18 protein-coding genes and 1 pseudogene are annotated in these 21,022 nt (G+C 62.2%); 10 read left to right on the forward strand and 9 right to left on the reverse strand.

What is annotated here, in order from left to right; all coding sequences use genetic code 11:
• Nucleotides 1–78: 78 nt before the first annotated feature.
• From rpmE to trxA, 3 genes are all read right to left on the reverse strand, one after another.
• Nucleotides 79–282: a 50S ribosomal protein L31 gene (rpmE, locus tag GZH91_RS17250; protein WP_147073871.1), complete on the reverse strand. Its 204-nt coding sequence runs from the start codon at nucleotides 280–282 to the stop codon at nucleotides 79–81.
• Between the two features lie 75 nt (nucleotides 283–357).
• Nucleotides 358–1,620, reverse strand: coding sequence for a transcription termination factor Rho (rho, locus tag GZH91_RS17255; protein WP_147073872.1), 1,263 nt, complete (start codon nucleotides 1,618–1,620; stop codon nucleotides 358–360).
• A gap of 119 nt (nucleotides 1,621–1,739) precedes the next feature.
• Nucleotides 1,740–2,066, reverse strand: coding sequence for a thioredoxin TrxA (gene trxA / locus GZH91_RS17260; protein ID WP_147073874.1), 327 nt, complete (start codon nucleotides 2,064–2,066; stop codon nucleotides 1,740–1,742).
• Between the two features lie 176 nt (nucleotides 2,067–2,242).
• Here trxA and fdxA point away from each other — a divergent pair, with 176 nt between their 5' ends.
• From fdxA to GZH91_RS17280, 4 genes are read left to right on the forward strand one after another with little or no spacing between them, the layout of a single operon-like run.
• Entirely contained in the window at nucleotides 2,243–2,566 is a 324-nt protein-coding gene (gene fdxA / locus GZH91_RS17265; protein ID WP_147073876.1) for a ferredoxin FdxA, read from the forward strand.
• Between the two features lie 29 nt (nucleotides 2,567–2,595).
• Entirely contained in the window at nucleotides 2,596–5,295 is a 2,700-nt protein-coding gene (locus GZH91_RS17270; RefSeq protein ID WP_147073878.1) for a PD-(D/E)XK nuclease family protein, read from the forward strand.
• Entirely contained in the window at nucleotides 5,292–8,576 is a 3,285-nt protein-coding gene (locus tag GZH91_RS17275) for a UvrD-helicase domain-containing protein (protein ID WP_161984319.1), read from the forward strand. The genes GZH91_RS17270 and GZH91_RS17275 overlap by 4 nt, the downstream gene beginning before the upstream one ends.
• A gap of 60 nt (nucleotides 8,577–8,636) precedes the next feature.
• On the forward strand, nucleotides 8,637–8,891 hold the full coding sequence (locus tag GZH91_RS17280; protein ID WP_147073882.1) for a hypothetical protein: 255 nt from the start codon (nucleotides 8,637–8,639) through the stop codon (nucleotides 8,889–8,891).
• A 133-nt stretch (nucleotides 8,892–9,024) separates the two neighbouring features.
• On the opposite strand, the gene ftsH is transcribed toward GZH91_RS17280, so the two are convergent.
• From ftsH to GZH91_RS17295, 4 genes are read right to left on the reverse strand one after another with little or no spacing between them, the layout of a single operon-like run.
• A complete protein-coding gene (gene ftsH / locus GZH91_RS17285) occupies nucleotides 9,025–10,869 on the reverse strand; it encodes an ATP-dependent zinc metalloprotease FtsH (protein ID WP_147073884.1) in 1,845 nt (614 codons plus the stop codon).
• A gap of 43 nt (nucleotides 10,870–10,912) precedes the next feature.
• Nucleotides 10,913–11,329: a M48 family metalloprotease gene (locus tag GZH91_RS18525; protein ID WP_443098193.1), complete on the reverse strand. Its 417-nt coding sequence runs from the start codon at nucleotides 11,327–11,329 to the stop codon at nucleotides 10,913–10,915.
• On the reverse strand, nucleotides 11,329–11,856 hold the full coding sequence (locus tag GZH91_RS18530; protein ID WP_443098194.1) for a M48 family metalloprotease: 528 nt from the start codon (nucleotides 11,854–11,856) through the stop codon (nucleotides 11,329–11,331). Before GZH91_RS18530 ends, GZH91_RS18525 begins: the two co-directional genes overlap by 1 nt.
• Nucleotides 11,853–12,239, reverse strand: coding sequence for a hypothetical protein (locus GZH91_RS17295; RefSeq protein ID WP_223264582.1), 387 nt, complete (start codon nucleotides 12,237–12,239; stop codon nucleotides 11,853–11,855). Before GZH91_RS17295 ends, GZH91_RS18530 begins: the two co-directional genes overlap by 4 nt.
• Nucleotides 12,240–12,404: 165 nt before the next feature.
• On the opposite strand from GZH91_RS17295, the pseudogene GZH91_RS18490 reads away from it, so the two are divergent.
• Both GZH91_RS18490 and GZH91_RS17305 read left to right on the forward strand, forming a co-directional pair.
• A pseudogene (locus tag GZH91_RS18490) lies at nucleotides 12,405–12,557 on the forward strand (PEP-CTERM sorting domain-containing protein); the annotation flags it as partial.
• 255 nt (nucleotides 12,558–12,812) lie between these two features.
• Nucleotides 12,813–13,025 (forward strand): DUF3820 family protein, encoded by a 213-nt coding sequence (locus tag GZH91_RS17305; protein WP_147073886.1) that lies wholly within the window; start codon nucleotides 12,813–12,815, stop codon nucleotides 13,023–13,025.
• Nucleotides 13,026–13,030: 5 nt separating this feature from the next.
• Here GZH91_RS17305 and GZH91_RS17310 read toward each other — a convergent pair whose 3' ends face one another.
• Entirely contained in the window at nucleotides 13,031–13,558 is a 528-nt protein-coding gene (locus GZH91_RS17310; RefSeq protein WP_147073888.1) for a DUF3617 domain-containing protein, read from the reverse strand.
• Nucleotides 13,559–13,717: 159 nt separating this feature from the next.
• On the opposite strand from GZH91_RS17310, the gene GZH91_RS17315 reads away from it, so the two are divergent.
• On the forward strand, nucleotides 13,718–15,430 hold the full coding sequence (locus GZH91_RS17315) for a SagB/ThcOx family dehydrogenase (protein WP_147073890.1): 1,713 nt from the start codon (nucleotides 13,718–13,720) through the stop codon (nucleotides 15,428–15,430).
• Here the strand turns inward: GZH91_RS17315 and GZH91_RS17320 are convergent.
• On the reverse strand, nucleotides 15,411–15,962 hold the full coding sequence (locus GZH91_RS17320; RefSeq protein ID WP_147073892.1) for a glycine zipper 2TM domain-containing protein: 552 nt from the start codon (nucleotides 15,960–15,962) through the stop codon (nucleotides 15,411–15,413). The two genes, GZH91_RS17315 and GZH91_RS17320, sit on opposite strands and share 20 nt — an antisense overlap.
• 330 nt (nucleotides 15,963–16,292) lie before the next feature.
• Between GZH91_RS17320 and GZH91_RS17325 the strand changes: the two genes are divergently transcribed.
• The 3 genes from GZH91_RS17325 (at nucleotide 16,293) to cobA (ending at nucleotide 21,006) form a co-directional block, all read left to right on the forward strand.
• Nucleotides 16,293–19,016: a nitrate reductase gene (locus GZH91_RS17325; RefSeq protein ID WP_147073895.1), complete on the forward strand. Its 2,724-nt coding sequence runs from the start codon at nucleotides 16,293–16,295 to the stop codon at nucleotides 19,014–19,016.
• A complete protein-coding gene (gene ybiB, locus GZH91_RS17330) occupies nucleotides 19,013–19,996 on the forward strand; it encodes a DNA-binding protein YbiB (RefSeq protein ID WP_147073897.1) in 984 nt (327 codons plus the stop codon). Before GZH91_RS17325 ends, ybiB begins: the two co-directional genes overlap by 4 nt.
• Nucleotides 19,997–20,250: 254 nt before the next feature.
• The gene (cobA, locus tag GZH91_RS17335) at nucleotides 20,251–21,006 is read left to right on the forward strand and encodes a uroporphyrinogen-III C-methyltransferase (protein WP_147073899.1); all 756 of its coding nucleotides are present in this window, start codon (nucleotides 20,251–20,253) and stop codon (nucleotides 21,004–21,006) included.
• The last annotated feature ends 16 nt before the right edge of the window (nucleotides 21,007–21,022 follow it).

Genomic DNA, 21,022 nt, shown 5'->3' on the forward strand with positions numbered 1-21,022 from the left:
ATTCTACCGCAAAAAACAAACAAGGCAGCCGAGGCTGCCTTGTTTGAATTGCGCTTATGCAGACGATACCCGGCGCGATTATTTAATACCGTATTTCTGGCGGAATTTCTCGACGCGGCCCGCGGTGTCGACGATCTTCTGCTTGCCGGTGTAGAACGGATGACATTCCGAGCACACTTCAACATGCAGGTCTTTAGACATGGTGGAACGCGTGGTGAACTTGTTGCCGCAGCTGCATACGACAGTGATTTCTGGGTAGTTGGGGTGAATATCGGCTTTCATGGTCTGTCCTCAGTTGCCGCGGCGGGTACGCGGAAAGGCGGCATTATCCAGCAAAATCCTTGCTGTCGCAAGGGCTTAGCGTCCGCTGCGCATTGAATCAAAGAAATCAGCGTTGTTTTTGGTGGCCTTGACCTTGTCGAGCAGGAATTCCATCGCTTCCAGATCGTCCATCGGGTAGAGCAATTTCCGCAGCACCCAGATTTTTTGCAGCACGTCTGCCTTGATCAGCAACTCCTCACGGCGCGTGCCGGAACGGTTGACATTGATCGCCGGGTACAGGCGTTTTTCTGCCATGCGCCGGTCGAGGTGGATTTCCATGTTGCCGGTGCCCTTGAACTCCTCGTAGATCACGTCATCCATGCGGCTGCCGGTGTCAATCAGGGCAGTGGCAATGATGGTGAGCGAGCCGCCTTCTTCGATATTGCGTGCCGCACCGAAAAAGCGCTTGGGGCGCTGCAGGGCATTGGCATCCACACCGCCGGTGAGCACCTTGCCGGAGGATGGGATGACGGTATTGTAGGCGCGTGCCAGACGCGTGATGGAGTCGAGCAGGATCACCACGTCTTTTTTGTGTTCGACCAGACGCTTGGCTTTTTCGATAACCATTTCCGCCACCTGCACATGGCGCGTGGCGGGCTCGTCAAAGGTCGAGGCAACCACCTCACCACGCACCGAGCGCGTCATTTCGGTCACTTCCTCCGGGCGCTCGTCAATCAGCAGCACGATCATCACCACATCCGGGTGATTGGCGGCGATGGAGTGGGCAATATGCTGCAGCATCACCGTCTTGCCGGATTTCGGGCTGGCCACCAGCAGGCCGCGCTGGCCCTTGCCGATGGGCGCAATCATGTCGACTATGCGACCGGTGATATTTTCCTCGGCCTTGATGTCGCGCTCCAGCAGCAACGGCTGGGTCGGGAACAGCGGGGTGAGGTTTTCGAACAGGATTTTGTTCTTGGAGTTTTCCGGCGACTCGCCATTGACCTTGTCCACCTTGACCAGGGCAAAGTAGCGTTCGCCATCCTTGGGGATACGGATCTCGCCCTCGATGCTGTCGCCGGTGTGCAGGTTAAAACGGCGGATCTGCGACGGCGAGATGTAGATATCGTCCGGGCTGGCAAGATATGAGGTATCCGGCGAACGCAGGAAGCCGAAGCCGTCCGGCAGCACTTCCAGGGTGCCTTCGCCGAAAATGCTCACGCCTTTTTTGGCCTGATTTTTGAGCAGGGCGAAGATCAGCTCTTGTTTGCGCAAGCGGTTGGCGCCCTCGATAGAATTCTCGACGGCCATTTCCAGCAGTTGGGTGACGTGTAACTGTTTCAGGTCAGATAAGTGCATGTAGTGAAGACTCGTGTGCCTTGCAGGGAAGGCGGGGAACAACGATGAAGGGGAAAGTGCGCCTGATGTCCGGGGTGAAGTTTTAATAAATGGACAGGCTCAGGCGCACCATAACGGAACTAGATATTGCTGTCAACAAAAGCCGTCAATTGTGATTTTGACAGTGCGCCGACTTTGGTGGCTTCGACGTTGCCGTTCTTGAAAATCATCAGGGTGGGGATACCGCGAATGCCGAATTTGGGTGGGGTGGCCTGGTTTTCGTCAATGTTGAGTTTGGCGATTTTAAGACGGCCTGAGTATTCTTTAGCCACTTCGTCGAGAATCGGCGCAATCATTTTGCACGGCCCGCACCAGTCTGCCCAGTAGTCCACCAGCACTGGCAAGGTGGATTGCAATACCTCTTCCTCAAAGGAGTCGTCGGTGACGTAGTGAATATGCTCGATCATGGAATCCTCGCTTCTTGATGTAAGGGATGAATTGCAGGTCAGCGCAATTTTATGGGTTGTTTATGGGTTGATTTCCACATGCTAGCGAAAAAAGCGCGGGATGTGAAGCCGACGTCAATTCGCGCTTGCTGGTAAAATGTCCGCACCCTGTATTTGATCTTGCTAGGAACGCCGCTATGACTTACGTCGTCACTGAAAACTGCATCAAATGTAAATATACCGACTGTGTGGATGTCTGCCCAGTGGATTGTTTCCGCGAAGGCCCCAATTTTCTGGTGATCGATCCCGACGAGTGCATTGACTGCACCCTGTGTGTGGCTGAGTGCCCGGCGGAAGCCATCTTCGCCGAGGATGACGTACCCGCAGACCAGCAGCACTGCACCGCGCTCAACGCCGAGCTGGCCGCGCTCTGGAAGCCTATCATTGAACGCAAAGACCCGCCCGCCGATGCGGACGAGTGGAACGGCAAACCCGGCAAGCTGCCACTGCTGGAACGCTAGATCCACACGCGGGTGCCCGACCTGATTAAATGATTAAATGCGCCGCCCAGCGCATCCTGGCGCAGCTGGCAGATGATTTGCCTGATCTGTCGCGCGCCTGCGTCCTCGTCCCCAATTTTCATGCCGCGCGGCGGCTCGAGCAGGCTCTCGCCGCGCATTGCGGCCTGCCGTTTCTCATCCCGCCACGCATCACCACCTTCCCGGCCTGGGCCGCGACTGTGCCGAGCAGCGCCCCGCTCCTGCCGGACAGTCGCCGCGCCGCGCTGCTGTATCAGGCACTCAGGGCAGGCGCCCGGTTCGACGCCGCTGATTTATGGGGCGTGTGCGACGAACTGTTGCGCCTGTTCGACGAACTCACCCTGCATGCAGTGCATCTGCCCCACAGCCTGGCCGCATTTACCGAACAGTTGCGCGCCGCCTACCAGGCCAAGAGCGGACGCGGACTGGATTTTGAAGCGCGCCTGATCCACGAACTGTGGTACGCACTGGCCGCCGATGCCCACGGCGCGCAGGACGCCACGGCGCGTTACACCTTGCAGCTGGCGGCCCTGGCCGAAACCGCGGCGGCGCCGTTGTTCGTCGTGGGGCTGCCGGGCTGTTCGCCGCTGGAACAGGCCTGCCTCACCCGTTATGCCGAGCGCCAGCCGCTCGTCGTCATTGCCCCCGACACCGCCAGCGCTGTCCTCGACGTGCTGGCCGCCGCGTGGCCCGCCGACGCTCACGCCCCACCCATCAAACAGCGCGCGCACGCCATGCGCAACGCCCAGTCTGCCAGCCCGCTGGCCGGGCGCCTCGCCTGCTTCGGCGCCGCCAGTCTGGAACAGGAAGCGCAAGCCTGCGCTACCCAGGTGCAGCTGTGGCTGGCCGAGGGCAAACAGCGCATTGCGGTCATCGTGCAGGACCGGCTCAGCGCGCGCCGTGCCCGCGCCCTGCTGGAACGTGCGCAAATTCTGGTGGCCGACGAAACCGGCTGGACCCTCGCCACCACCGCCGCCAGCACGGTGCTGATGCGCTGGCTGGAAGCGCTCACCGGCGGCTTTCGCTTCGAGGACGTGCTCGACCTGCTGAAATCGCCTTACCTGCTGGCCGACCGGGATGCCGCCACGCGCAGCCAGGCCGCCTGGCAACTGGAATCCGCGCTGCGCCGCCACGGCCCGGCAGCCGGCTTGAACGGGCTCAAAACGCGCCTCGGCAATCTCGCTGAACACGGCGCCGCGCTCGGCGCGCTGGAACGCCTGCAGCAGGCAGCCGCGGTATTGCCGGCGCGCACCGAGCTCACACTGGCCGACTGGCTGGCACGGCTCGCCAACAGCCTGAACGCGCTGGGCGCGCACGAGCGCCTGGTGCACGATGCGGCGGGCCAGCAGGTGCTAGCGCTGCTGGCCCGCCGCGAACACGAGTTGCTGCCCGATAGCGGGCGCTTTCAACTCGCCGAATTCCGGCGCTGGCTGGGCGGCGAACTGGAACGCGCGGTATTTGTCGACACCGGCATCGACAGTCCGGTGGTGTTCACCCATCTGGCGGCCACGCGCCTGCGCGATTTCGACGCCGCGCTGATCCTCGGCGCCGACGCCGCCCACCTGCCCGGCAATGCCGGCGTCTCGGTGTTTTTCAACCAGCGCGTGCGCCGTGAGCTGGGCCTGCCCACCCAGGAGGACAGCCTGAAGCAGGCCCAGTACGATCTGGTCCAGCTCATCGCCAATGTGGCGCACATCCGCGTGCTCTGGCGCGCCTGGCAGGATGGCGAGCACAACCCGGTGAGCCCGTGGTTCGAGCGGCTGCAAACTTTGCACCAATTAGCCTGGAATGACGATCTGGCCGACACCCGCCTCGCCGCGCTGCTGCCTCATGCCCAGGTCACCGCGCCCGCACCCGCGCCGCTGCCAGCACTCACCCGGGTGCCGCGCCCGGTCCTCAACAGCGCGCAGGTGCCAGCCAGAATCAGCGTCAGTGCCTACAACAGCCTGCTGGCTTGCCCGTATCAGTATTTCGCGCGCCAGGTATTGCGCCTGAATGCGCTCGACGAAATCCGCAGCGACCTGGCAAAAGCCGACTACGGCCAGCTGGTTCATGCCATCCTGCATCGCTTCCACCAGACGCACCCCGTAACCACCGGCATCCCGCCCGAGGTGCTTGCAGCCGACCTGCTCCAGCTCACCGGGGATGCTTTCGCCCCGGTGCTGGCGGACGACTACTTCGCCCACGCCTGGCAGTACCGATGGACGGCACAGATTCCGCATTACGTGGCGTGGCAACTGGCGCGCGAGCAGGAGGGCTGGCGCTGGCAAGCGGGCGAGATCGATGCAACAACAACCTTCGATCTCGACAACGGCCAGCAAATCACCCTGTACGGACGGCTGGACCGCGTGGACAGCCTGCAGGCGAGCCGTGCCGTACTCGACTACAAGACGGGGAATACAGCCGGACTCAAGGAAAAGGCCAAAACCCCGGGCGAAGACACCCAGCTTCCCGCCTATGCGCTGCTCTTGGGCAACGACGTCGGCCAGGCGGCGTTTGTGGCACTCGACGGCAAACAAAAAATCGAAACGCTGCCGCTGGATGCCGAACCGGATGCAGCAGCCATTGCCACGCGCGAACGCCTGGTGCGCATGTTCGAGCAGTTACACGCCAGCGCAGCGTTACCCGCCCAGGGTGCCGACAGCGCGTGCCAGTGGTGCGAAATGCGCGGCCTGTGCCGCAAGGATTATTGGCCGGAGGTGGACGCGTGACGCCTGGCGAATTCAATCGGACTGCGCTCAACCCGAGACAGGCCGTCGTCGTCGAAGCGTGCGCCGGCAGTGGCAAGACCTGGCTGCTGGTGTCGCGCATGGTGCGGCTGTTGCTGGACGAGGTAGCGCCGTCGGAAATTCTGGCGATTACCTTTACACGCAAGGCGGCACGCGAGATGCGTGCGCGCCTGGATGACTGGCTGCGTTTCATGGCGACGGCTGAAGACGACGCGGTGCGCGCTTTTCTGGCCGAGCGTGCGCTGCCGCCGGAGACAATTGAAGCCTTGCTGCCACGTGCGCGCGGCCTGTTCGAAGCAGTCCTCAACGCACAGCCGGGCATCACCATCAGCACTTTCCACGCCTGGTTCCTGACGGTGATCGAGCGTGCCCCGCTGGAGGCCGGGCTGGCAGGCTTCTCCCTGGCCGAGCAGACGCATGCGCTGGAAGCCGCGGCCTGGGATGCGCTGGCCGATGATCTGGCGCGCGCGCCGACCGCACCGCTGGCGCTGGCCATGCAAGGCCTGCTGGCCGATATCGGCCTGTACAACACCCGCGCACTATTGTCGGCGTTCCTGGCCCGGCGCGGCGAGTGGTGGGCGTTTACGGAAGGGCAGCCAGACCGCGCGGCCTACGCCGTCGCGCAGCTGGAGGCGGCCCTGCCGGTGGCGCCCGACGCCGATGTGGCGGGCGCGCTGCTGGGTGACGCGGCTTGGGTAGCGTTGATGTGGGAATATCTCAAATTACTCGGCCAACACACCCCAACCAGCATCAAAATGGCGCAAACCTGCGAGCTCGCTTTGTCAGCCAACGCCAGCGCCGACGACTGTTTTGATACATTGTGTGCAGCGATACTGACGCAACATGGCGAGATTAGAAAAACGCTCAGCTATAGCGTCACGCACGCTAAAAAAATGGGTGAGTGCGCATTATTACGGCTGCTGGAACTGCACCAAACCGTCGGCGCACGCCTGATGGCTGCCCAGGCCGCGCGTCAGACGCAACGCGTGTACCAGTTCAACCGCCAGGCATTGCGCCTCGGTGACGCGCTGCTGGAACATTACCAGGCACTGAAGCACGCGCGCCGGGTACTGGATTTTGCCGATGTGGAATGGCAAGTCGCCCGACTATTGAGCGATTCGGACCAGGCCGAATACCTGCAATACAAGCTCGACGCGCGTTACCGGCACATTTTGCTGGACGAGTTCCAGGACACCAATCCGCTGCAATGGCGCGTGCTGCAGAGCTGGTTTGATACCGCAGAACAGGCCGGGCGGATGCCCACCGTATTCCTGGTGGGCGACCCCAAGCAGTCGATTTACCGTTTTCGCGGCGCCGAGGCGCAGCTGTTTGACCTGGCCGGCAATTACTTGACCGGGCGCGGCGCGGCCTACCTCACCCAGCACACCACGCGCCGCAGTGCGCCGCCAGTAGTGCAGGCGGTGAACCAGACTTTTGCCGCGGTGAAAAATGAATACGCCCTGTTCAGACCTCACGCTGCGCACGATGCGCAGCGCGCCGGCCGGGTCGAAGTGTTGGCGCTGGCGCAGGCGCCGGAGCAGGCCGTTATCGAGCATGGCTACCGCAATCCGCTCACCACGCCATACAGCGATGCCGACACCGGGGTGCGTGAACTGGAAGCGCAGCAACTGGCGCGACGCCTGAACCAGATCATCGGCCATTGGCTGATTGACGACGAAACAACCGGCGCGCGCCGTGCCGAATACCGCGATGTCATGATCCTGGTGCGCAGCCGCACCCATCTGCCGGTGTATGAGCGCGCGCTCAAGGCGGCACGCATTCCGTTCGCCACCACGCGCCGCGGCGGGCTGCTGGATGCGCTGGAAGTGGGCGATTTATTGAGCCTGCTGGCGTTCTTGACCACCCCTGACGCCGACCTGCACCTGGCGCGCGTGCTGCGCGCACCGCTGTTCGATTGCGCTGATACCGACTTGCTGATGCTGGCAGGCGCTGAGGGCGACACCTGGCGGCAGCGCCTGCGCACCCTGGTACACAACGGGCACGCCAGCCCGGCATTGCAGCGTGCCGCCACACTGTTGACCGATTGGCACACCCGGGCCGGGCGCCTGCCGGTGCACGATTTGCTCGACAATATTTACTTTACCGGCGAGGTGCAGGCACGCTATGCCGCCGCCGCGCCAACCGCGCTGATCCCCGGCATCCATGCCAATCTGGACGCGCTGATGGAACTGGCGCTGACTATCGAAGGGGGGCGTTACCCAAGCCTGCCGCGCTTTTTGCACGAGATTGATCTGCTGCAGCAAACCGGCAACGATGCCAGTCCGGACGAAGGCAAAACCGCGCAGCTGGACAATGCCGTCACCCTGCACACCATCCACGGCGCCAAAGGGCTGGAAGCGCCAATCGTCTGGCTGCTCGACGCCGGTGCGCGCAAAGCCAGAACCGATGCCTATACCGTGCTCACCGACTGGCCACCGGGCGCGGCGCGGCCTGCACATTTTTCGGTGTATGGTGATAAAACCCTGCGCGCCTCGTTCCAGGCCGATTTTTTCGACGCCGAAGCGCGCCACGCCCAGCGCGAAAATTTCAATCTGCTGTATGTCGCGATGACCCGCGCGCGCCAGGCGCTCATCGTCAGCGGCGCGTCCAGCAAGTCACAAAACGACAACTGGCATGGCCAGATTCTGGCTGCGCTGCGCACCGATGCCGACGCCGCAAGCGTCACGTTCGGCGCCGATCTCGACGCTCCGATGCCTGCGTCAACGCCAGTCGTGCCGGCGCCCGCCACGCTTGCCGCCTTGTCCGCCGGCCTCAATCAGCCACAGCCCACCGGGCGCCGCATCGCGCCGGTGGGCAGCAGTGAGATCAGCTACGGCATCGTGCTGCACGCCATTCTGGAACGCATCACCCCTCCCGCCCGCGCACCCGCTGCTATGGCCCTGAAAACCGAACTGGGCAACCCGGCAGAATTCGACAGTGCCTGGCAACACGCCCAGCGGCTGCTTGGCACGCCGCTGCTGGCGCGCTTTTTCGACCCCGGCCAATACTGCTTTGCACATAATGAACTGACGTATCTCGACGCCCATGGCGAGTCGCGGCGTATCGACCGTGTGGTGGGCTTGGCAGACGCAGTCTGGGTGCTCGATTACAAATCCGGCAGCGACGCCAGCGCTGCACAACTCGCCACCCGTCACCGTGCCCAGCTGGAGGATTACCGTACCGCGATCCGCCATCTTCACCCCGGCCAGCCCGTGCGCTGCGCGGTGATTGCCGCAGATGGACGGATGATCGAGATTGAATAGGGACTGCTGTTCTCTATACTGATGATGCATATACGCAAACCACCTTTACAAGGAACTGCCATGTTAACCAGCTTTCTCAACGAATATCGCAGCCTGCCCGTCAGTGACGCCAGCAACAGGGTTGTATCCTGGCATGTGTTCCGCACCATCAGCGAAGCTGAGGAATACGCAGAGAGCATCAGACTGGGGGACGGCCAGCGTATCGTCGGCGGAATGGATGCCGACAGCGTCGGCAAATTATGGTGGGTGGGCGTGGAAGTGGATGATATTGCATGCTGGGGCAACCCGGCGGCGGTGAACAAACACGCCGAATGAGCGCGGCCAGGGCCATCATGCTGGCGGTATTTGTTGGGCATGGCAAGCCGCTGGCGCGACTCTTGCCTTGGACGTCGCGCCAGTTGTGCAAGGAATTGGCCATTCGAGCTTTTCCAAAAGAGGCACTGCATGACTAATTGGGGGAATTTCCGGTTCCGCCAAGGGGTGGGGCCACCAGATTCTTGGTCAGCTCGCGGATGGCCGTCTCGTCCAGGGTCTCCTTCGCCAGCAGCTCCGCCGCACAGCGTTCCAGCACCGGCTGGTTCGCCTCCAGGATGCCAAAGGCGCGAGCGAACACGGTTTTGATGATGGCGCGGATGGCCTCGTCGATGCGTGTCTGGGTGGATTCGGCCACGCGGCAGCCGCCGCTCGTCATCTCCGGCACGTCCAGGAAGCGTGGCCGCTGGGCTTCGTATGCGATGTAGCCCAGATCCTCGTCCATACCGTAGCGGCCGACCATGTCGCGGGCAATGTCGGTGGCCTTGGCCAAGTCGTCGGCGGCACCGGTGGAAAGCCTGCCGAACACCAGCTTCTCGGCAGCGCGTCCACCCAGCAGCACAGCGATTTTGTTTTCCAGTTCCTCGCGGGTCATGAGATAGCGGTCCTCGGTGGGGCGCTGGATGGTATAGCCCAGGGCACCGATGCCGCGCGGGATGATGGACACCTTGTGCACCGGGTCGGTGCCCGGCAGGGCCAGCGCCACCAGGGCATGGCCCATCTCGTGGTAAGCAACCGTGCGCCGTTCCTTGTCGTTCAGCACCCGGTTCTTCTTCTCCAGGCCAGCGATAATGCGTTCTACCGCGCGGGTGAAGTCGTCCAGGGTTACGCCCTCAGCGCGGCGGCGGGTGGCCATCAGCGCCGCCTCGTTCACCAGATTGGCCAGATCCGCCCCGGAAAAGCCGGTGGTGAGCGCGGCCACCTGTTCCAGATCCACGTCCGGCGCGAGTTTGATTTTCTTCACGTGCACCTTGAGGATGTCCACGCGGCCCTTCTTGTCCGGCCGGTCCACCAGCACCTGGCGGTCGAAGCGCCCGGCGCGCAGCAACGCCGGATCGAGGATTTCCGGCCGGTTGGTGGCGGCAAGGATGATAAGGCCCACGGAGGCGTCGAAGCCATCCATCTCCACCAGCAGCTGGTTGAGCGTCTGCTCCCGCTCGTCGTGGCCGCCGATGGGACCGGCGCCGCGGGCGCGGCCCAGGGCGTCCAGCTCGTCGATGAAAATGATGGCCGGCGCTTTCTCCCGCGCCTGCTCGAACAGGTCGCGCACCCGCGCCGCGCCCACGCCCACGAACATTTCCACGAACTCGGAGCCGGAGATGGAAAAGAACGGCACCCGCGCCTGGCCCGCCACCGCCTTGGCCAGCAGGGTCTTGCCGGTGCCGGGCGGCCCCACCAGCAGCACCCCCTTGGGAATGCGTGCGCCGAGCCGGCCATATTCCTGGGGGGTTTTCAGGAAATCCACCACTTCCTGCAGGTCCGCCTTGGCCTCGTCCACCCCCGCCACATCGTCGAAGGTGACGCCCGTGTCCTGTTCCACATAGACCTTGGCGCGGCTCTTGCCGATGGTCATGAAGCCGCCCATGCCCTGCTTCTCGGCGAAGCGGCGGAACAGGAAAAACCATACGGCGAAGAATGCCACCGTTGGCAGAATCCAGGACAGGATATCGCGCAGGAAGGTGCTTTCCACCACCCGGGCATACGACACGTGGTACTGGGACAGTCGCGCGGCCAGATCGGGCTCCACGCGGGTGGCGACGATCACGGTTTTGCCCTTGGCATCCGGAACCTTCAGCTTGCCGGTGATGGTCTTGTCAGTGATCAGCACCTCCGCCACCCGGCCTTGCGCCAGAGCCTGCTCGAACTCGCTGTAGGGCACCGGTTCCACCGTGCGCGCGGCCTGCCACCAGTCCTGCAGCATGAGCAGCAGCAGCGCGGCGACGACCCAGTACATGAGGTTCCATTGGGTTTTTTGTTCCATGCTTGCTCCTCTTCAACGTCAAGGGACGGCCACGGCCGCTCAGTCAGCGCCAGACCCCACCGGGATACCAGCGGGGCGGGCGGCGGATGGGGGAAGGACCGGCGCCGGACACGGCCGCCTCCTGCCAGATTTGTTTCGGGATCGAGCCGGACAGGGCGCGCAAGCGCTGGATGCGCTCTTCGGTGGACGGATGGGTGCGCAGCCATGAGGGTTCCGGGTTGCCCCAGCCGGGCAGCAGCCAGGCGCGCCAGGCGCGCGAGACCTGTTCGATCTTCGCGAGCGCGTGGGCCAGACCTTCGGGGTCGCCTGTCAGGCGGGCGGCGGCGAGGTCGGCGTCCAACTCGCGCAGCCGCGACAATCCCAACTGGGCCAGCAGCGCCAGCTGCGGCGAGAAGACAAGCAGCAGCAGGCCCGGCCAGTTGATTTGCACCGCCTCTGCCAGCCACCAGGGCAAGGCCATCAGGAGGAAATCTGCCCGGTCAGGGCAAACAGCGAGGTCATCCGGCTCACATAGTCGGCCAGCCCCATCACCCGCAGGTCGTCGTGGACGATGTGGGCCATCTCATGGGCCAGCACGCCCGCCAGTTCGCGCGCCGTCAGGTTGCGCAGCAGGCCGTCCGTGAGGGCGATGGCCGAATCGTGGCGGCTGCCAAGCGCGAACGCGTTGACCATTGGGCTGGGCACGTAGTGCGGCACGGGCACGGCGGGCAGGCCGGCGCGTTCGGCCAGGGTCTCGATCATGCGCCAGACCTCGGGCGCCTCCTGCCGGGTGAGGGGTCGGGCGCGATACAGAGCGAGCGTCAACCGGGAGACTGCAACCGGCTCGATCAGAAGGACGACGAGGCTGGCACCCAGGGCGAGCCACAACCCGGTCGCACCGGACAGAAGGCTGCCCACCAAAGTACTGATGCCCAGCAGGACTGCCACCAGCAGCAGGCTCTGCAGCCGGTTGGCGACAACGTGGCGATGCCAGGCACGCACGCTCATTCCCCGCCGGCAAGGCGCAGAGCGTCCATTTCCACCAGCACGGCATCACAGCCCTGCTCGATCCCACGCATGCGCCGGGCGCGCAGCAGGGAGACGACGGCGGAGAAGCGCCACACCCCGGCCACCCCTTCCGCGTGGGAGAACAGGCCCTGCTTGATGTGGGCAAGCAACCTCTGCGGTTCCATATAGCAGGCGGCAGCCACCTGCTTCAGGGTGAGCCATGTTTCTTCCATCAGCGGTCCAATCAGGATGTCCTTGTCTTGCATCTTCAGTTTCTCGCCCGCGGATCGAAAGCGGGTTCCCGCGCCACGCCGATTCATCCCGCCGAAGAAACGCAGCTGCAAATCCCGCAGGACCAGATTGGTGCTGGCGTGGACCACCATACGCCATCTGTATCCCGTATCAAATCAAGCCTGTTCGCCGGTTGCCAAATACCCGTCATCCCATGGCAGCACACTGGGCACATCCTGCTCTAACGCCAGCCCAACGCGTTGTGCGAAAGGCAAAAAATGGTCGCATGAAGCTTCAGGTTACATCCCAGCGCTGCGCCAGAACCGGCCAGCCTCGCCCTTTTTGGCCTTGGCCGGTTTGGTGTTGCCGTAACACGCAAGCGTAAACAAGTGTGGATTCATAGCGGCAACAGGCATGTGGCCCCGTTTCAGCAACGGTTTGCTTACCTGCCACCTCCCGGACGATCATAAGGTCGATTACAACCTGTCAGCAAGCGCATATTGCACCTGTCCCCCAAGATACAATAAAAAACTGCAAATCTTGTTTCCCGGGTATGTCGAACTACCGGAGCTTGTCGACAGCACTCCTTTGGTGGTCATCGCTCAATGCCAGTTACGGGTCAGTAGTGTCCATTTGTAGCGCATCACAGATCGATGCACAATATGGGCCGCACCCATTCCAGCACACTTCGATCGCGTTAAATCGTACCAGTAATCCCGATAGCGATGAATCCCGAAGATTTACAACGCCTGGTTACCCGCGTCATGCCTTACGGCAAGTACAAAGGCCGCCTGATTGCCGATCTGCCCGGACAGTATCTTAACTGGTTTGCTCGCACAGGCTTTCCACCCGGCGAAATCGGTCGTCTATTGGCGTTGATGCAGGAGCTGGATCACAACGGTCTTTCCTCGCTGCTTGATCCTTTACGAAAGCGATAAGGAGATCACTGCGGCGGCTTCACCGCTCCGCAACTTGCACTCATCCATCGACCGCTGATATCAGCGTGCTCCTTGACGGGGGCGCCTTGTGCAACGCCGTCGAATTCAGTTCGTCCGGTGAAGTTCTCCGGGTTGGCAAACACCGCTTGCGCCGTTCCATTCCCCTTCAGCTTGGGGTTGGCACAAACGAAGTCCCAGGTGTATGTGTTGCCGGCATGAGTGGCGTTTTGGGCAATACATCCGGATTTATTTTGATAAAAACCGGGCGGGATTTTTTGGTCGGCCATTTTCTGGGTTACGCAAACACTGGACATTGCTGCGCCATTTTGAATTTGGGGCATATCCACTCCGTGCTGCTTGGCCAGGTTCATTAAACTTTGCATTTGATCTGGTGGAATCTGTGACACTAGGCGCAACAGGTCTGACGTCGTGGTGATTTCCCATAATCCGGGACGCATGTCGTTTTCTGCCGAGCAGGCAGTAGATACCGGCAATGAGGATACGAAAACAAGGGCAAGAAGGGTTTTGCGCATTGAATCTCCTGAAGGCAATTGATGTTACACAACTTGCAGAGAGCGTATCACCTGGCAAGTTCAGAATATTGCCGATTCAACATAAAGTTTGTTATTACCGCGCCAACTCCATGTTCTCTTTTCTGTGTGGCTTAAATTATTTCTCCAAGTTAAAAAACCATGAAAAATGCGCTCGATACCGTGCTGGCGTACCACCAGCGCACCAAGCATCATTTGCAAGGCTATGCTGCCGGGCCGGGCGAGCTGGACTGGAAAAATCAGCCCGATCCTTTCCGCAGTTTTGTTGGCAGCCCGCAGCTGGAACTGCCTTTGCTGGCCGCTGCGCCGCACCCGCCCTATGCCGACCTATACACGCCGGGGAAGATCGCGCCGCAGGCGCTGACGCTGAACAGCATCGCTGCCCTGCTCGAGCTCTCCTTCGGTCTCTCTGCATGGAAACAATACGATAGCGCACGCTGGGCGCTGCGCTGCAACCCGTCCAGCGGCAATCTTCACCCGACCGAAGCTTACCTGGTGAGCGCAGGCTGCAATGGTCTCGAGGATGGCGTGCACCACTATGTGAGCCGCGATCACCTGCTCGAGCAGCGCTGCCGCTTCGACACGGCAACCGATGGGAGCGAGCGCATCCTGCCGCCCGGTTCATTTCTGGTGGGACTAACTTCGATCCATTGGCGCGAAGCCTGGAAATACGGCGAACGCGCATTTCGGTATTGCCAGCATGACGTTGGCCATGCGATTGCCGCCGTGCGCTATGCAGCCGCCACGCTGGGTTGGCAGGCAGGTGTGCTGAGTACATGGGGCGACGCGGAGATCGGCGCGATCCTTGGCGTTGACCGCGACCCGGATTTTGGCGCGGCCGAACGTGAATGGTCGGATACGATTTTGCTGGTGACAGCGTCAGCGCCGGGTTGCGCCGCCGACGCACCCAGCCGCGCCGCGCTGATGAACGCTGCACGACGCGGCCAATGGCTGGGGCACGCGAATGTACTGGCTGCACATCATTCGCACCGATGGCCGGTGATTGATGAAGTGGCGCATGCCTGCGCGAAATCCGCGACGCAGGAGACCAGCTGGCGGCCACCCGCGCTGCCCGAGCCGGCCGGCAACGCGGGTGCTCACACGGCCGTCGAAATCATCCGCCAGCGACGCAGCGCACAAGCCTTCGACGCTATCGCCCCGCCGCTGCCTGCCGATACCTTCTACCGCATGCTGGACATGAGCTTGCCGCGCCGCGCCGTGCCGCCCTGGGACGCAATCGCGTGGGCGCCGCGCGTGCATTTGCTGCTGTTCGTCCATCGCGTCGACGATGTCGCGTCCGGGCTTTATCTTTTTCTGCGCAACGCGGGTATTGAAGCGAAATTGCGCGCGGGATTGAACCCCGATTTCGAGTGGGTGCGAACACAAGGCTGCCCGGCGCATTTTTCACTGTTCCGGCTGGTTGCGGCTGATGCCAGGAATGCGGCACGCACCTTGTCCTGCCATCAGGATATCGCCGCCGACGGCGCATTCAGCCTCGCCATGCTGGCCGAATATGACACCAGCCTGGCACTGGGGCCATGGGCCTACCGCCAGCTATTCTGGGAAGCCGGCATGCTGGGACAGGTGCTCTACCTCGAGGCCGAAGCGGCGGGTGTGCGCGGCACCGGAATCGGCTGTTACTTTGACGATGCGGTACATGACTTGCTGGGCATCAAGGATACTTTCATCCAGAGCATGTACCACTTTACCGCCGGGGCTGCGCTTGAGGATACCCGCCTGCAGACGCTGCCTGCTTATGCGCATCTGGAGCGGGATATGCGGCTAAGTGAGCGCGACGCTGACGGAACGATCCGCAGCATCACGCCGTTCATTATCAGGACGGATTCTCGTTAACCGGCGGGGTGAGAACCAGTTGGCCGTCCCTGACAGGTATGTGCTGACCCGGATCGTAGTCCATGCGCACCACGCCCTGTTTCTCGCCCAGATGGTAGGTCACGTTGTAGCCCAGTATTTTCTTTTGGTTGCTGTACTCGGTTCTGCAGCGTGTATCCATGACCGTCTGCCGGTCGGATTCCTGCATGCTTTTCTGCACGCGGTTACCCGCATAGCCCCCGGCGGCTGCACCGGCTACGGTTGCCACGGTCTTGCCGTTGCCACCGCCGATCTGGTTGCCCAGAACCCCGCCCAGCACCGCGCCGATGGCAGTTCCGGCAATGCGGTCCTGATCCCGTACCGGCGCCTGGCGGGTGACGGGCACTTCCTTGCAAACCTTGTGCGCTGTGCGAATGTCCTTGGTCACCGGTTGCACATTGACGACGTCGGCATAGGTGGGTTCGGGATGCAGCACCTTATACCCGGCAACACCACCAATAGCGGTAACCGCCACTGCTCCGGCTACCACACCAATCAACATTGACTTATCCATTATATCGCCCTCCTCATAACACACTGAAATGAATACTTATAGTATCAGCATAACCATGCAGGCCTGTTTCAAATCGTTTCAAAATAAAACATTTACAATCAGATTGTGACAGTGCTTTGAACATACTTATTTGACCTAAAAAATTCCGCCTGGTTTTCCAGTAAAACATGCAATTTCCACGCACAAATTGCAGCGCACCCAAGTGGTGCGGGGCGAACTGAAAGCGCACCTAAATTTGGCGCATTGCCTGACATGGAGATGGGTGATGAAAAAAACCCATTGATCTGTAAGTAAAAAACATCTGGCACGGCGATTGCTAAATTGCAGTGCATGACTTCCCTGCATTCACCCCCTCCCATTCAATCTGCTTGTGCTTATTGCGGTGTCGGTTGCGGCGTGCTGATCGAAACCGACGGCGCGCGCATCACCGGCGTGCGCGGCGATCCTGACCATCCTGCCAATTTCGGCCGCCTGTGCACCAAGGGCGCAAGCCTGCATCTGGCTGCCGCGCAGCTCGACGCACGTGCGCTCTATCCTGCGTTGCGTAGCGAACGCGGCACACCGCGTGAGCGGGTGTCCTGGGACAGCGCGCTTGACCATGCCGCCGGCCGCTTTGCCGAGATCATCCGCAACCACGGCGCGGACGCAGTGGGCTTTTACATCTCCGGCCAGCTGCTGACCGAGGATTACTACGTCTTCAACAAGCTGGCCAAGGGGCTGGTCGGCACCAACAACGTGGATACCAATTCGCGTCTGTGCATGTCCAGCGCGGTGAGCGGCTACAAGGCCACGCTGGGCGCGGATGCGCCGCCTGCCTGTTATGAGGATATCGCCGCGACGGATTGCCTGTTCATTGCCGGGTCGAATACGGCCTACGCCCACCCCATCGTGTATCGCCGCATCGAGGATGCACGCAAGTCCAACCCTGATCTGAAGGTCATCGTGGTGGATCCGCGCCGCACCGATACGGCGCGCGAGGCCGACCTGCACCTGCCCATCCTGCCCGGCACCGACGTGGCGCTGTTCAACGCCATGCTCCACGTGATGCTGTGGGAAAACATGACCGACGCGGCCTATATCGCCGCGCATACCAGCGGCTTCGATGCGCTACGCGCCACGGTGCGCGAGTACACGCCGGAATCAGTGGCCGGCCTGTGTGGCGTGCCGGCGACGGACATCATCACTGCCGCGCGCTGGTTCGGGCAGTCCCCCGCCACGCTGTCACTGTATTGCCAGGGCTTGAACCAGTCCAGCCACGGCACCGACAAGAACGCTGCGCTGATCAACCTGCACCTCGCCACCGGCCAGATCGGCCGCCCCGGTACCGGGCCGTTTTCCCTCACCGGCCAGCCCAATGCCATGGGCGGGCGCGAAGTGGGCGGCATGGCGAATTTGCTGTCCGCGCATCGCGATCTGGCCAACCCGGCGCACCGCGCCGAAGTGGCGGCCTTGTGGGGCGTGGACTCAGTACCGGAAATCCCCGGCAAGACCGCGCTGGAAATGTTTGAAGCAGTCGCGCGCGGCGAGATCAAGGCGCTGTGGATCGCCTGCACCAACCCGGCGCAGTCGCTGCCCAATCAGGCACTGGTGCGCGCCGCGCTGGAAGCGGCCGAATTCGTGGTAGTGCAGGAGGTGAATGCCTTTACCGAAACCGCCGACTACGCCGACCTGCTGCTGCCCGCCGCCGCCTGGGGCGAGAAGGAAGGCACAGTCACCAACTCCGAGCGCCGCATCACCCATTTGAAGGCCGCCATTGCTGCCCCGGGTGAAGCGCGCCCGGATTGGGAAATCGCCGCAGACTTCGCGCGTCGGCTGGGCGCGCAGTTGGGCAAACCAGGTACAACCCTGTTTCCCTATGTCAACGCGGAAGCCGTGTTCAACGAGCACCGTGCATCCACACGCGGTCGCGATCTTGATATCACCGGCCTGTCCTACGCCCTGCTGGATGAACAGGGCCCGCAGCAATGGCCGTTCCCGGAAGGCGCGACTACCGGCAAGGTGCGGCTTTACGCCGACGGCGTGTACCCCACCGCCGATGGCCGCGCGCGCTTTGCCAGCCCCCGCTACCTGCCCACCGCCGAAGTGATTGACGCGCGCTATCCGCTGCACTTCAACACCGGCCGCCTGCGCGACCAGTGGCACGGCATGAGTCGCACCGGCATGGTGGCACGGCTGTTCAGTCATGTGGAAACACCGGTCTTATCCATGCACGCTGACGACATGGCGCGCCGCAGCCTCAAGAACGGCGACCTGGTGCGCGTGAAAAACCGGCGCGGCGAACTGCTGGTGCCGGTGGAAGCCAGCGAAGACATGCGCGTGGGACAGGTATTCATGCCCATGCACTGGGGTGGGCGCTATATGAGCGGCTTCGGCGTCAACACCGTCACCGCCGACCAGCGCGACCCGGTGTCGCGCCAACCGGAACTCAAGCACGCCGTCGTGCAGGTGGAAAAAGCGCCGTTACCCTGGCACATGGCAGTGATGCGGCGCGATCACGCGGTGGCGCGCATGTTGCGTATCCAGCCGCTGTTGGCGCGCTTCGATTACGCCAGCTGCGGCCTGTATGGCCGCGACAACAACCCGCTGCTGGTGCTGCGCGTGGCGCACGGCACGCCGCTCTCGGCCGAGATGCTGGCGGAAATCGACACGCTCCTCGACATGCAGGACGAGGCCAGCATCATGCGCTACGACGATCCCCGGCGCGGCATTTCCAAGCGCGTCATGGTGGAAGACGGGCGTGTGGTCGGCGTGCGCCTGACCGGGGAGACCGCGGCGCGCGACTGGCTGAAAGAAATGATGGCCGAAGGGGCAGAAATCGCCCCGCTGCGCGCCTGGGTACTGGCACCGCTGGCAACGCCGCCAGTCGGCAGCAGCAGCCGTGGGTACATTGTCTGCAATTGTCTCAATATCCCGGCAACCCAGATACTGGAAGCCGTGGCACAAGGCGCTGACTTACCTGTGCTGCAAGCCCGCCTCAAATGCGGCACGGAATGCGGCTCCTGCGTGCCCGAACTCAGGCGCATGGTGTTGGCGCATAAACAGGAGGCTGCGTGAGTTATTCCGCCATACTCAAGGAAATCGCCCGGGGTGTACACGGTGCACGCGAACTGGCGCAGGAGGAGGCCGAACAATTGTACGGCGCCATGCTCGACGGTGGCGTACCGGAACTGGAACTGGGCGCGATCCTCATTGCCATGCGCATGAAAGGCGAGTCGGCGAACGAGCTGCTCGGCTTTTATCAGGCGCTGGAGCGCCGTGTGTATCAGCTGGATGCGCCGGGCGGCGGGGTACGCCCGGTGGTGCTGCCCACTTACAACGGCGCGCGCCACCAGGCCAATCTGACGCCGTTACTGGCGTTGCTGCTGGTCAAGTTCGGTGTGCCAGTGCTGCTGCACGGCACGCTGGAAGGAGGTGGTCGGGTCGCCACCGCGTACATCCTGCGCGAACTGGGCATCCTGCCCTGCGCCAATGTGCGCCAGGCCAACGAGGCGTTGGCGCGTGAGCGCATCGCCTTCGTCCCCACTGCCGCGCTGTCGCCTGGACTGGCCAATCTGCTGGCATTGCGCAACCGCCTCGGCGTGCGTAATTCCGGCCATTCACTGGCCAAGATGATTGACCCGTTCGGCGGCGACAGCTTGCGTCTGGTAAGTGTATCGCACCCCGATTACCTGGAGAAAATGCGCGGTTTTTTTCAGGCCACCGGCGGACGTGCGCTACTGCTGCGGGGCACCGAAGGCGAAGCCTTCGCCAATCCGAAACGCCGTCCCGACCTGGAATATTTTGAAGACGGTGCGCAGCAAATATTGTTTGAGGCCGAAATCGGCCCGCTCAAAACCCTGCCCAGCCTGCCCGACACCATCGACGCACCCGCTACCGCCACCTGGATACGCGAAGCGATGTCAGGTCAGCATCCCGTACCGCTGCCCATGGTCAACCAGCTCGCCTGCTGCCTGTATGGCGCGGGCTACACCAGCGACATGAACCAGGCCAAGGCCATTGTTGCCATGGAGACCGCCAGCCTTGCTGCTGCCTGATTTTAGTCTTTGTACCGCATTTGTTCCACCCAGCCGGCGGTGGCTAACTCTACTCCAACGGATATCGGTTTTTGAATCCAAACCCATCATGGTGCATGCAGTTTTATCTTGCACTGCCTGGGTGCAGACATCGCTTTGTGCGCGCCCTGATAATATCAGAATTGTTTATTAAATACAGTTATTTATTTCATAATATATGATTAGGCACAAGTATTGCTTTGTTATGTCTGACCCATTTGAAACAAGGCAACCCCATGCAAACAGGCAAAGTTTATTTAATCGGCGCAGGCCCTGGCGACCCGGAGTTGCTGACGTTAAAAGCGGTACGCTTGCTGAGCACAGCAGACGTGGTGCTGGTGGACGATCTGGTGAACCGCGCGGTGCTCGACCACGCACACGGTGGCGCGCGCATCATCGAAGTCGGCAAGCGTGGCGGCTGCCAGTCCACGCCGCAGGCCTTTATCCATCGCCAGATGATTAGCGAGGCACGCGCCGGCAAGGTGGTCGCGCGGCTCAAGGGCGGCGACCCATTCATGTTTGGTCGCGGCGGCGAGGAAATTGAAGCCTTGCGCGCAGCGGGTATCCCTATAGAAGTGATCAGCGGCGTGACCTCGGGCATCGCCGCCCCGGCCGCGCTGGGCATCCCGGTCACCCATCGTGACTGGGCGCCCGGCGTGACCTTTGTCACCGGCCACACGCGCGACGGCAACAGTGTGAACTGGGCAGCGCTGGCAGCAGCACGCACCACACTGGTGATTTACATGGGCATCAAAAACCTGCCGGATATCGTGGCGCAACTGCTGGCAGCGGGACTGCCCTCCACCACGCCCGCAGCTGTCATACAAAATGGCACACTTGCCCGGCAGCGCCAAATCAAGAGCAATTTAAGCAATTTGCCAGCCGCAACGCAGCAGGCTGGCATCGGCAGCCCGGCCATCATGGTGATTGGTGAAGTCGCCAGCCTGGCTCACCTTGAAACCTGTGCAGAGACTGCCGTCAAGGCAGCGTGATTCAGCTTAACCCTTG

Origin of the sequence: Sulfuriferula plumbiphila (assembly GCF_009938015.1) — a bacterium.
Classification (GTDB): Bacteria; Pseudomonadota; Gammaproteobacteria; order Burkholderiales; family Sulfuriferulaceae; genus Sulfuriferula; species Sulfuriferula plumbiphila.